At 36.1% G+C, this 13439-nt stretch carries 10 protein-coding genes; 4 read left to right on the top strand and 6 right to left on the bottom strand.

What is annotated here, in order from left to right:
* Positions 1-86 precede the first annotated feature (86 nt).
* Genes NQ782_RS17720 through NQ782_RS17710 form a run of 3 tightly spaced genes read left to right on the top strand, consistent with a single transcriptional unit; the run spans position 87 to position 6108 of the window.
* Positions 87-551 carry a hypothetical protein gene (locus tag NQ782_RS17720; RefSeq protein ID WP_000911011.1) on the top strand — a complete coding sequence of 155 codons (465 nt, stop codon included), beginning with the start codon at positions 87-89 and terminating at the stop codon, positions 549-551.
* 12 nt (positions 552-563) lie between these two features.
* The gene (locus NQ782_RS17715) at positions 564-2903 is read left to right on the top strand and encodes a hypothetical protein (RefSeq protein WP_005144670.1); all 2340 of its coding nucleotides are present in this window, start codon (positions 564-566) and stop codon (positions 2901-2903) included.
* Positions 2904-2907: 4 nt separating this feature from the next.
* Positions 2908-6108 (top strand): site-specific integrase, encoded by a 3201-nt coding sequence (locus NQ782_RS17710; protein ID WP_267581274.1) that lies wholly within the window; start codon positions 2908-2910, stop codon positions 6106-6108.
* Positions 6109-6435: 327 nt separating this feature from the next.
* On the opposite strand, the gene NQ782_RS17705 is transcribed toward NQ782_RS17710, so the two are convergent.
* From NQ782_RS17705 to NQ782_RS17680, 6 genes are all read right to left on the bottom strand, one after another.
* Positions 6436-6654: a hypothetical protein gene (locus NQ782_RS17705; RefSeq protein WP_000550047.1), complete on the bottom strand. Its 219-nt coding sequence runs from the start codon at positions 6652-6654 to the stop codon at positions 6436-6438.
* A gap of 4 nt (positions 6655-6658) precedes the next feature.
* Entirely contained in the window at positions 6659-7954 is a 1296-nt protein-coding gene (locus NQ782_RS17700) for a Y-family DNA polymerase (protein ID WP_267581273.1), read from the bottom strand.
* Between the two features lie 14 nt (positions 7955-7968).
* Positions 7969-8595 carry a LexA family transcriptional regulator gene (locus NQ782_RS17695; protein ID WP_000038641.1) on the bottom strand — a complete coding sequence of 209 codons (627 nt, stop codon included), beginning with the start codon at positions 8593-8595 and terminating at the stop codon, positions 7969-7971.
* Between the two features lie 111 nt (positions 8596-8706).
* Positions 8707-9348 (bottom strand): SOS response-associated peptidase, encoded by a 642-nt coding sequence (locus NQ782_RS17690; RefSeq protein ID WP_002046584.1) that lies wholly within the window; start codon positions 9346-9348, stop codon positions 8707-8709.
* 246 nt (positions 9349-9594) lie between these two features.
* Positions 9595-10701, bottom strand: a complete 1107-nt coding sequence (locus NQ782_RS17685; protein WP_000482094.1) for an ImmA/IrrE family metallo-endopeptidase — start codon at positions 10699-10701, stop codon at positions 9595-9597.
* Positions 10702-10713: 12 nt separating this feature from the next.
* Positions 10714-11424, bottom strand: a complete 711-nt coding sequence (locus NQ782_RS17680; RefSeq protein ID WP_001052588.1) for a hypothetical protein — start codon at positions 11422-11424, stop codon at positions 10714-10716.
* 857 nt (positions 11425-12281) lie between these two features.
* Between NQ782_RS17680 and NQ782_RS17675 the strand changes: the two genes are divergently transcribed.
* Complete coding sequence (locus tag NQ782_RS17675) at positions 12282-12995, top strand: phosphoribosyltransferase (RefSeq protein WP_001986287.1); 714 nt, start codon at positions 12282-12284, stop codon at positions 12993-12995.
* Positions 12996-13439: the final 444 nt, after the last annotated feature.

The raw sequence follows: 13439 nt of genomic DNA, 5'->3' as shown, positions 1-13439 counted from the left end.
GATAATTGTAATTTTGAGAAAATTTAGTTGATAAATTAAATGAATTTTAATATACAAAGATATGCTCATTTTTTATATCGATAAAAATGTTAAAATTTGACTATTTAGTAAAAAATATAGAGATATTTATGGGGCAATTTATCATGCCCTTTTGCTTTGAGCGACAAAATGTTCAATTTAAGATAGTAAAAATTAACTCAGAACTACTGAAAATCAAAAAGATTAAACAGAGCCAGAAAGTAGTAGTACAAGCAAAGTTCAAAATAATCTATGTGAAAATTTGGCAAAAAATATTGCTATTAATGCAAACGGAGCCATGCTTACGTGTACATTCTAATTATGTTGCAATCTTACAGTTGATACATAATCTTGATGATTTTATCGAAAAATCACAGCAACACTTGTGCTTTGAGAGAAAAGCTCAGAAAGAGCTGGATGCTAAATTTTTTGCTAGATTTTTTAAGCTGACAAAGAGTTCAATAAAAGATCAACTTTTACCAAATTGTTCAGATCGTAATGAATTTAACCAATGCAATTTGATAAAAAATTAAGCGAAAGCGAATATGCCAAAGATTGAAACAGAAGAGCAATTCTTAGATTTAGCAGAAAAATTCCAAAAAGATTATTGTTTATTACGCAATCATGTTGTGAATACACAATTTGTCGATCTATCAGATGATTTACGTGAAAAAGCCCATGCTCTATATAAGGAAGCACAACAGATATATGGCTATATATCTAGTTCTAGACAATTAGGTAAATATTATTATCTAGCTTCTTTAAGTTATTTTGCATGCCCGACTACTAGTAATACTCAAGAGCTGTCGTCTGAACGTTATTTGATTCTACAAGCGAGTTTTTTAACATATCGGCAGTATCAAGAATTTGCAAAAATTGATAAAGCTGAGAATAAGCAAAAACATGTTTGTGATCTCTTTCGCTATGTATCACGATATGTTCTGGATTCTAATCATGCTGAATTATTTCAAGAATGCAGTGAGCTACTAAATCGCTATGTCATGTACGAACGTAACTTGAAAAAGGAGGATCGTAATCAACTTTTTAATATTAAAGATTTCAAACAAGTACAAGCCATAGAGTATTTATCGGCTCTATTAATAATTTTTAAAAGACTTGATGATCGTCGTGTTGTTCATCGTCAGCGTAAGTCAAAAAAAAGTAAAGTTTTGCAATGGCCGACGAAAAATGAACTCAAAAAATTTCGTGAAATTAAAACGGGTAAGCAAGTAGATATTGGACATAACGCAAAGATCAGTTTTTATGATGCCGCTCTTCACAAAGATGAAGAGGGTGAAGTTGATCTATTAGATCCTGAAATGGAGTTTTATTCAGAAGATGAAAAGTCTAAAAATTTAAATTATATACTCAGCGATAATGCGACGCATCTAATGCGGCATCGCCAGCGCCGTCATGCTCCTTTTGTTACAAATCCACATTATTTGGCGCCAGATATACTGAAGCAAATTGTTTATGTGTTGAGAACCGAGTTATCCGGGCACTGGAGGGATGCTGCAATCGCTGCAGCATGTTTATTGTCACTTTTGACGGGATTATCACCCGTCGCACTGATGGATTTTAACGAGCTTATTCAAGATGGAATTTTGATCCAGAATGGTTCAAGTAGACGTCGCGAATATTTACTCAAATTAAATCTTAAAATTACAGAGCAGAAGATTAAGAGCTTAAATCATGTGCGGTGGAATGAAGTGATGACACATCAACTACATTTACCTTCTGCTTGGTTTGACTATATAGAACAAGCATCGAATCCACTAATTTCATCAACACACATTAATACGAAACTTAAGAATTGGCTTGATAATCGGTTTGTAGGTTCGATCACTGTAGAAAAACTGCAGGCTCAATTATATTTTCATATATATTATGAAACATATAATGAATATCTTGCTCATGTAATTGCTGGGCGGGATAGTCAGCATCACATGCCTGGTATCTATTATGGCGGGCTACCGAAAACTCAACTCAGTAGCACATATCTAGCCTTTTTAGAAAAAGCACTTACACCACATTCCACACATTTTACTGAAGACACGGCTGAACTAAAAATATTGCAACAACAATTCAAAGTGCAATCTGCATTATCTATAGGAAGGATAGGGAGCCAACTGGCACTTGAACCCAATTTTGTGAAAGAGCAATTCCATATTTTACATAGACATTGTCACGAAAACATCCAAGAAGATAAGCACATTATTAATCAACTTAATGCATATGCGTGTTGGATGTGGCATATCAGTTTGTTGAGTTTGGCAAGTCGGCCTAAAAAAAACCTGTTGGGGAATTTGGATGATTATTGCGTTGAGCTCAAGCTTTTATATGTGAATGATAAAAAAAATAGTAAAGCAAGAAAAGATGGTCGTTTTATCCCTTTATCTGATTTTTTCATAAAAACACTGCAAAATTACACTGCCTTTTTAGAACAAATTATTGAAGCGTACGGTTCATTTTTTAGACAAGTCTTTGCAAAGAAGAAGATAACTGTAAATGATCTTTTTGGTAAGGTCATTTTTAGTAAAGATATCTTGCCGATAACTGTCAAAGAATGGCAGAGCAGGAAAATTAAGTTAATCCCTTTATCGAGAAAATGGGTGAATTCATATATGCAAGGAGTCTTTCCAAAGAATATGTATTCGAATTGGTTACGTCATTTTGACATGAACTTTTTGATGCATGAGCAGCAAGAGGGTAAACCAGCATTAGCTTTTCACTTAATTCAGGCCCTGTATGGTCATGACCAACGTGACCGAGAGGCTTTTCATCCGCATTCTTCACTTATCCCGAATGTCTATGTACAGCAAGCCCGCCAGCAATTGCAAGATAATGTCAAATCTTTATCGATTAAACACTTAGAGCGAAAATAGTTGTATGCAAAAAATCAAAGAACTAATAAAACCACAACTAGATGATCTATTTGTTGATATTCATAAAATGGTGAAAAAGTCGCTAGATAGACAGCCTTCTCCACCTGAAGTATTGACGAAAGAAATGCAGCAAAAACTTGATCAGCAGATCGCTGAAAAATGGCATGACATTAAAGATAGTGTTGATTGTTTGAGTCAAAAGTTGAGCCGAGACGAACAATCAAAACTGATGCAATTTACTGAAGATGAATTTAATAAAAGAAGGAAGCAATTCAACCAGAATGTAGATAAAAAATCATACAGAATTAAGCTAAATCCACATACTAAACGGATCGTACTGCCTAGAAAAATTGAGAGTACAGAGTCACGGTTAGAACAGGGGCATCTACATATCCATGTACTTAAGGAATTAAGGCAGTATTGGCAAGATTCATTTGAATATTGGAATGAACCAAAGTACTTATGGGGAAATTTATGCTTAAGTTTTATATATATTTCAGGCTGTGCAGATGAACAGCATTTGATTGCTATTCAGAAGCAATTGCAGGAGGCCATTGAGCTTGGTACAGATCTGAATTGTTTTCGGTTATACCATTCGGACTACAAAAAAATCACTAATCCATTGTTACTACATTATCGTGTTGAAAACTCTCAATATGGCAACGATGTAGAACAGGGAAAGTTGTACCAATGGAAACATGTTTTTTTTAACCCATATGCGCAGTTCATTTTGCAATATTTAAAAAAGTTGAAAGCTACTCAGAAAGAATTTTGTCTGCAACATTCAGTTGAAGATTGTATTTTAGAAAGCTTGAGTAAGATAGGCAGGAAAAAAAGTCTTGGGGATCTGCAATATCAAATTAAACGCCGTGGATTTCGTGCATTTAATGATGTGCAAATGGTACTCGAATTTAATCCAAACCTCAGCATAGATATATTTTTGAGTAATGTGCTTCAGCAAGAGATTAATACTGTTGCTTTAAGGCCATCCGAATTTAGATTGCTGTGGAATAATGATTACAATCAAGTCACAGAACCAGATAATCGCCCTATTCATTTTGAACAAGAGCAGTTACTTCCTGAAGTTCCGACTGTTCAAAGCAAATTACAAACGATTCCGTATGAGTTGATGTTGTTTGGTCAAAAGAAACGTAAAGGTCAAAAAGTTGAGCGTTTAGATAAAAAGAGGAATAAAGATGAACGCACGCTACGTTTTTGGCAAGAAACTAGAAGGGTGTTAGAGGAGAAGATAGTTGATGCTAATACGGAGGAAAAGTCTTTAATTGATGCTCAACTACGCTTAATTCACTGGTTAATGCATTTAAAAAAACGAGGGCTTCAATTATCAACTATTGAAAGCTACTTAGGATCGTTTGGCAAAGAATTTATATTTGAGATTTGGCTCAATAAATTAGATTTAAAGCAACAATCCATAGATGACTATGAGGATTTATATCGGCAGCTATTGAAATACAGCAGTGAACGTGATGAAAAAGCAGTTCAACGAGATTCGGTGAAAGGAAAAACCTCTCGTAAGATGCACCAAAGCGCAGAATACCGTTTTGGTCGCCTAAAAGATTTTCATCAATTCTGTATAGAGAATTATGATGCTCCAGGGGTATTGGTGTTACAGAATTCAAGTTTTAAGCATTTACAAATTTGCAATGCACGGCTAGTGAGTCCTTTGCTATTTGGCAAATTATTGGAAAAACTAGAAAATTTAAGTCAAGAGCCAACGGCATCAGAGTGGGTCGATCATCTGAGTTGTTTAAAGCTGATGTATTTACTAAGTTATAGAACTGGACTTCGATTAAATGAAGTTCGTTGTCTTAAAATACAAGATATTATTTGCCCAGAGCTACTTTATAAAGAAAAAGAAAATACAGTTTTTAATAATATCACGCTTCATATCCAAGACAATTCATATCGCCGTCTGAAAACGCGAAGTGCGAATCGTCAAATACCATTGAAAATTGCATTGTCAGAACATGAGTTTTTAGTAGTACAACGTTACATACAACATCGTTATGAGCAATATTTGGTTAATCAGCAGGATGATCTACTTTTTAGTGTGAATCATCGTGTATTAACTGATCAATGTATCAGCAAAATTACAGTAGATTTGTTTAGTCAAATATTAGGTATGCATCATGGCTTTAGTTTTCATACATTACGCCACAGTGCTGCTAACTATCTAGCAATAACTTTGCTCGGTTCAAAAGAAATGATCAAGACCTACACAGATTGTCCTTGGGTAAAAGCAAAAAAGATGAGGGATTTATTGTTTGGTATGAAAGCACGTGCTCAAGAAGAGATTATTCAACATAAATGGCAGGTGCTCGCCTCTTGGATGGGGCATAGCAGTATTGAGCAAACGGCTTCAAATTACCTTCATGTTTTGGATTTATTAGCAGTCGATCGAATTTATAATTCGCCGTGTATCATTTCAAAAAAAGTATTAGAACAGTGTTTTAGTCCAGTGAAGTCAAGTACAGACTACATAAACCTAAATCGTTATACTCAGCAGCAGAAATGGTTTAATTCTTATCAGCAAACACAGCCAGTTACGATGGCTGGCCGACAAGAAAAGAAGTTTAGTATAGAGAAGAGTACTCTGACACCTTTTCAACGTTTGATAAGTTTTAGAGAAGGTCGTTTAAGCGAAGATACCCAAGCTCAAGAATGGATGCAACGATGTCAATGGATGAGCACTAAATGGATGGATCGCCAAAAATTTAATTTAAAAACGAATTATGTTTATAGTAAGAATTTAGAAGAGAGTTGGTTTGATGAACTTTACGAAAAGGCTAAAAAACTGACTCGTCCAGATGAAATAATTCCTCTCCTTGATTTTCATTATAAAGATGATAGGCAGCAAGATGCACTGAAAGAAAAGAACATGGTTAAGGCGCTTAAAATATTATTATTATTTGGAAAACTGCGTAAGAATTTTCTACATTTTCAATGCCGAATGAAAGGTGATGAGCAACAAATTGTTAATTTTATTACTGGTATAGAGCCAATGTTAGGAGATCATCTGTATTTAGAAAAACAAAACTACCCAGTTAATTTGGATGCTCCTGAGCGAACCGTTAAATTTAGTTTTCAAAGAGTTGTCGGCTCTAACAAAAAAAATGTTACTCCGCTGGTTATATTTAATTTAATGTTAAAAATGATGCAAAAAGATGAACTCTGGATCAAATAGCCTAAGCAAACTGAAAAGGGGGAATTGTTTAAAAATCTCTCTGGTTATAAGTACACTGTCTTTATGAAAAGCATCATACTAACTTTGATTCATAATAAAGGGAATTTAAAAGCTTTAGCATCACAATTTGGTCACTGGATTTTAGACAATAGTGTAAAGATTAGCACTTTGGTAAATCGATGAGCTAAAGTGTTGTAGTCCAAACTCGATCTGACAATTACCCATTTTTTAGTGTGCCCGTCAGGTTAAATTTGAACTGAATTTTTCTCAGCCCAAATTCATTTCCAATCAAGTTATGTTTCAAGTGGCGTGCGAACACTGCACAATTTAATTCACGGTGCCTAAGACAGGTATCAACTTCGGACCAGCCATTCTAGCTTTGCTAATGATTTCCACCAGCTCATCATAAGTCAGTTCAAACTTATCCTCACTATCAAATACATAGACCATATTCTTGCCTTCATGTTCAGGTGGAGTAGGTGGTACAAATCGTTTCGGGATAAGAATTTGTGCGAGTTGTTCGTCAGTTAATTTAAATAAGTGCATGTTTTTATCCTACTCTTGGTAAGTCAGACCATTTGGTTAAATACGAAGGTGATCTAAGGTTTTGATTCATGTGCCATGTGGCTTCTTTATTGTTGGCAATGCCTAGCGTGACGAGATTCTTCCCAAACCGTTCACTGATGGCTTCGATGGCATCTGAAAGCCTTTCTCGCTCTTGCTTATGTGAATAGTCCGTGAATAGATCGGGCACAAACTTGGATTGATCTGTAATTTCGAGCAGCACGATTCCCGCCTTTTTATACTTAAAGCCTTTCTTAAATATCTGATCGATGCCTTTCATCGCGGCCTTGGTGATGAGCAGTAGATCATCCGTATGCTCATGCATTTGAACGACGATGTAAGGCGAGTAGCGCTCTGTCTTATCAAAGCGACCGGTTTGGATATACACGCCGATCATCTTGCAGATTGAGCCATCTTCCCGCATTCGTTTCACGGCTCTGGCCACATAAAGCCGAACCGAAGCTTTAATGTCATCCATTTCATACACTGGGTTGCCATATGAACGGCTGCTGATGATTTGCTTCTTCGCTACAGTATCATCACTAAGGTCAATACAAGAAAGGCCCTGTAGCTCAAGCACCGTCTTTTCCATCACGATACTAAACTGCTTTTTGATTTCTTTAGGATTGGCATTGATCAGATCCAGCACAGATTGAACACCCATAGTATTGAGCTTCTTACAGTTCTGTCTGCCTACGCCCCAAACCTCAGACACATCAACCTGCGCGAGTAGCGTTTCTGTAGAGCATGGGTCCATATGGGCCAGATTACAGACCCCATTGAAGAACTTGTTTTTCTTGGCGAGATGATTGACAATCTTGGCTTCGGTTTTAGAGCGACCAATTCCAATACAGCAGGGTAGGCCTAACCAACGCCAAGCCTTAGCCCTCATGTCTTGAGCATATACAGTCAGGTCAAATAGATGCTCGTAAGCTGTGAGCTTCAGAAAGCATTCATCAATGGAATAGACCTCTTGATCTCCTGGTGCAACATAGTCCCCAAGCAGCTCCATAAAGCGCTTGGACATTTCGCCATATAAGGAGAAATTACTGGATAGCACCTGAATGTTATGTTGTTTGATCAGCTCTTTAATTTGGAATACAGGAACACCCATCTTGATGCCTAAGTCTTTCGCTTCCTGGCTTCTGGCCACGGCACAGCCGTCATTGTTGCTGAGCACAATGGTTGGGCGATCATTCAAGGCAGGATTAAACACACGCTCACACGAGACGTAGCAATTATTCACGTCGACTAACGCGAATATTTCATTTTCACTTTGCATGGTTATTCTTCTTTTTATGAGCGGTGATAAATACGCTTTAAATTAAAAGTCACCACACCCCAGATTGATATGGTCTGACTATCATCAGGAATGATGTGATTGTAATTCGAATTTTCAGCCTTCAACCAAAGTTCTGGAAGCGGATAATCTTCATCTCCAAATATTTCTTTGATTTCAGACTTGGACATCTTATTGGTGATCATCAGCCGCTTAATGGTCGAGGCATTGTCATCAATCAGGGCAACCACGATATCGTAATGCTTGGCTTCAATACTGCGATCAATAATGATTGGATCATTAATCTCTAGGCCAGCATCGAGCATGGATTCACTGTCTACATAGGCAATAAAAGTAGAAATAGGGTTGTGAATCAGGAACTCATTCAGATCGAGTGCTTTGTCTTGCTCATCCTTGGTGCTGAAGGCCGGACCTGCAGGAATACGCTCTAAAGAGACGGGAATAGATACTTTGGATTTGGGTAGGACAGCAGTAAGCCCTAATTTTTCAACAAGCTCATTTTGAACAGCGATTTGTTCAAGCACGGTGTTGATGGTAGGACTTGGTTTACCCTCTGGACCCATGAGCTCTTGTAAAGATGACCATGCGTCGTCAGAGAAGTAAATAGGCAACTTCTTAGACATGAGATACTCCTACGCTACGAGGCGTGTTTGGAAGTAGAATTTGTTTAAATAGGATATTACTAACAGCGTTTAAAATTCAAATTTAAAAAGTTGTGGATAAACAAGGATGCGTCAGAATAAGACGTTTTGTTTCTGCTCATCGCGTGGAAATGTGACGAATTCATCGGGCATTTGAAAGAAATATTCATGCGCATGTTCATGATCGGCTGTTAGCCAGTCTTTTCTGTACTGTTCTGGAATAACGATAATGGATCGCTTCTCATCCTTCGGTGCATGGAATTGTTTCATAAAAGGGTGATGGTCCGAATTGATGGTCAACATTGAAAAGGAACGTACCTTATTGCCATTAATCACTGCATCATCATAGATCCCTGCAACAGTAAAAGGCTGATCATCTTTACGCTTGATGGTGTACCAGTGTGGCTTGCCATTGATGTATTTCGGCTCATAAAATTCTTGTACTGGGACTAGGCAGAACTTGCTGTACTTCCAAGCATGTCGAAAGCTAGGCTTATCTGCTACAGACTCAGTTCTGGCGTTATAAGTATGACTGCTGAACTTCAATTCTTTCGCCCAGCTCGGTAGTAATCCAAACTTTGCAATATCAAGCTCTAAGTGATCTGAGCCGTTCAGAATGATTGGAGCATGATAGGAAGGGAATACATGATCCTTAAGCTCAAGATCAAACTGGCTTGTATCGACACCTAAGAGTGTCAAATTTCTTTTATTTGGAAATAGGTAATTTGAGCACATAGCCTGATCACATAACTAAAGAATTTATCTGAAATTGTATACGATGCTTTATGGAACACATGGGATTTATGGTGTCAGTTCAAGTAGGCTATATGAAAAAAGTCATGATGGGGCAAGTTACATTTTCAGTTAAAGTATGACTTATGGGATGCAAAACTACGTTGGGCGTGAAGTCATAAAAAAATTAATCAGGATTTTGCATAAATAGTGCGCCGTAAGGCGCATTATTTTTAAGGAAGGTTTGTATTACTCGACAATATATAACTTATGTTTTTTCTTCGGGGGCTCAACTTTAGCTAAAGCATCAAATGTTAATTGATTAAAATCTTCTTCAGAGATTCCAATTTCATCAAGCATTTTATTTTTATCAAAAGATGGTTGTGAGGCTAAAACAGAGATAATTTTGGGCAACATCAAACTCTCATCTCGATGAGTTTCTTCAGGTTCATTAATGTTGTAGCCCAACGAATTGATCTTTATAGAGTTACTACGATTAACCCAATCACTAACTAATCCCAGCTTGTGAGCTTTATAGTTAATAGCCTTCAGGGATGTTCGCCAAATCTTTTTATACTCAATCATATTTTCTAGTGAAAAATAGCGTGGAGCAGTAGAAAGAAATGCATCTGTTGGCATTAAAAATTCAGATGAAAATTGATCCGCTTCAGTTTCGAGAACACGATTATCTTTCTCGACACGAATTTTTTTGTTATGCGTATGCATAACGATATGACCAAGTTCGTGTGCACAATCGAAGCGGGCTCTTTCGGCAGACTTAAATGTATTTAGAAATATGAAAGGGCTACCACTTTCATCATCAAAAAAAGATAGTGCATCAATTTCTCGAATTTCAGTCGGTAATCTAAAGACACGGATTCCCTTTAGCTCACACAACGAAACAATGTTATTAATCGGTTGATTACCTAAAGCCCATAAACCTCTCAACTCTGACGCTAGGTGATCGGCATACTTAGATTCACCCAAAAACTCAGTAATATCTAAATCAGGACGGTGAAAAGTAGGTAACTTTACTTTCTGATTTAAGTACTTGTTAATATTTATTGCTAAAAGAGTATATGCCTCATTAGCTTTTCTATGCTGTGCTTTAATACGAGCAACCGATCTATAGAAGATTTGGTCTGTTTCATGTGGTTGTGTGTCATTACCTGCAAAGAATGACTTGGGTAAATTTAATACACGGCATATATCATCTTGATCATTTTCATTGATTTCTTTATCCACGTCTAAAAGTTGCTTTACCTTAGAGATAGAGCAACTCAATTTTTCTGCGAAATCGGTATTGCTAAGTCCTCGTAATTCTTTAGCAATACGTAAACGATCTTTATTAAACACATTAACCTCAGATTAAACTACAAGCTGAATATCAAAATCATCTGGTTTAATTTCATTAGATGGTTCCAATACTGGCTTAGGATCAGTTTTTACAGGAACTGTATTATCTATTTCAAATGCAATTCTGCAAGTATGGTCACTTGGTAAAATTGAAATTTTTTTTGCTTTTAAGTCCTGTACGAAGCTAGTTGGGTATGCAAATTCAAAAGGAATATTTGGGATATCAATGTCTTTATAGGCTGGATGTGATGCTGAAGGAAAGTATAAAATCCATGTTCTCAATTTTGTCTCATCATCATAAGCAGACTGATTCTCCTTAATATTATTTAATGTCATTAATCCTTTTTCACAGTGTGCTGATACAACTTGATCAGCTAACCCCAATGCAATATTCCCGCTCATAAAGATAATTTGTATTTTCTTTACTGTATTCTCAATTCTTGGCTGGCTGTCATTGTGGAATATCCAAGCAGGATCAGATTGTCGAAGCAGTAAAGCAATCTGTTCTCCAATTTTTCCCCATCGTGCAATAAAGCGTGCACGGTTATAGTGAGTATTTGTTCTATAGTCAGCATCACCGATCATAATTGCGTTTCTGACTAACTCGAGATCAGGTAATCCTAACTGTTTAGCTTTTTTGATAGCATTTTCACCTTTGAAAAAATCACATGGCGTGGGTTCAGAAGGTTGGATTGATTCTTCATCAAGGAGATTTAAATTCATCTTAAAAGTTATCCTAAAGTAGCGAATGTCTTTTTTATAACATCTTTTGATGTTTTAAAAAAGACATTTTTATAAATGTGTGCTATCTTCACTTACAACTTGATAATAAGAATTTTGGAGAAGAGACGTTGAGTAACTTATTCATTAATCATAAAAATTGTCCTGAATGCGGTGGCCGTATCAAAGGCTATTATTACTACTGTGGGCAGTGTGGTAGTCAAAATGTTGTAAACTGGAAGCACACGGGGATATTTTTGTTGATTGCTGGAAAGATTTTTCTGGTTGCTATGCTTTTTTTGCTAAAAAATTTTGTTCAAATCCATTTTTTTCACAAGTTTCATTGTGCTAATTTTTTAAATAATTCATAGAGGTTGATAGTAAAATGAAAGTTAAAGATTTAATTAAATAATTAGAAGAGTTTGATCTGGAATTAGATGTTTTAATTGCTAATGAAGAGAACAAAATCATTGGCATAAAAACCCTAGCCCGATTCTTTGAAATAAGCTATGTTTCTTTTGTTCATCCAGAGACACAAAGAAATGATATGGAAAGAAATGTTGAATTTACCTTTTTAGGAATGTCGACTAAAGACTCTAGAGTTATTGTTTTTATTGACGTTGTTCCATAATTTTCAAGTAGTCAAAATGAGTATACAATATTCATGTGATGCAAGAAGATACAACTGGATAGGATGGGCCCATAAGTATTTGAAGCTGCCTCGTGTATGATCATGGGGACTGTCCAAACAAACGGCTTTTGAGAGTGCTGCCTGATACGAAAAATAATATCCAAGAGATGCTAGCGGTAAATTTAGTGTAAAATTTAATGCTAGCCATCATTAAAACTTATTTAAAAATATGAAGTTATATCGCACAGATTGGAATATGTTTCCTAAAACGGTTATTGACCGTGGTCTTGGAGATGCAACCTCTCATTACATGTATGAAGCTGCTAAAGCAGGGGATGTTGAAAGTGCGTATATTTTAGCTAAAGATTTAGTTTCGGATGAGGCGATTGCTGAACTAGAAAGAATTATCGATGGTCGGGAAACTATTATAGTACCTGTACATGCTGAGGAAGCAGTCGGTCGTAATATGATTCCTTTAGCTACTTCAGCAGTTATAGCAAAGAAACTTGGGCTTGAAGTTGATACGAATATAGTTCAAGCTATAAAAGTATCAAGAACTGGCGGTGATGGGTGGCATAGATTAGCCAACCCACCAGCATTTGATGGGACAATAAACAATGATAAATGTGTTATTATTGTTGATGATACCCAGACCCAAGGTGGTACTTTTGCAGCATTAAAAGGTCATATTGAAACAACTGGGACGAATAAAGTTATTGGAGCATATGCACTGACGGGTAAACAATACTCATCACAATTAGCTCTAAGTAAAGAAACTCTTCAGCAATTGAGGGATGTATATGGTAATCTTGAAGCATGGTGGAAATCGATTTACGGGTACGATTTCGAAAGGCTCACAGAGTGGGAAGCAAAGTATATCCTCAACTCTCGTAAAACAGCTGACGAAGTCCGAGATAGAATCATTGCGTCAAAACAAACGTGATGCTTATGCACTTATGATGAAAATGAATTAATTATTATTTAATTAAGTTAAAAGACTGCTATATAGCGGTCTTTTTTGTTTTTGAGCTCTACAAATTTTAATGAGTACATATAGTTACTTTTATAAAAATGATAATAAAGGGTAGAGGAGGTCATCTAAGAATTTAAAGCACAAGACTTATTTAACATTGATGACAGAAAAAGTGAGTTGTTGGGAACTTAAAGAAGAGGTGGTACTTATAATGGTTACTAAAATACAAATACTTAAAATATTAAATATATAAAACAATATATTACAAATATATATGATGCGTAGTGTACGCATCATATATAAAGCGTTCTATTTTGATATAATTGATCCAATCAACCACTTATTAGGTTTCATTTAAATTCCATGAGTCTTACTGAAATTAAAGTTCGCCAAGCTCATTGCAAGGAAAAAACC

The sequence above is a fragment of the Acinetobacter sp. BD54 genome (assembly GCF_044778325.1).
Lineage (GTDB): Bacteria > Pseudomonadota > Gammaproteobacteria > Pseudomonadales > Moraxellaceae > Acinetobacter > Acinetobacter baumannii.
Note: the sequence above shows the minus strand (reverse complement) of the source record. Positions and strands in the feature narration are given on the sequence as shown.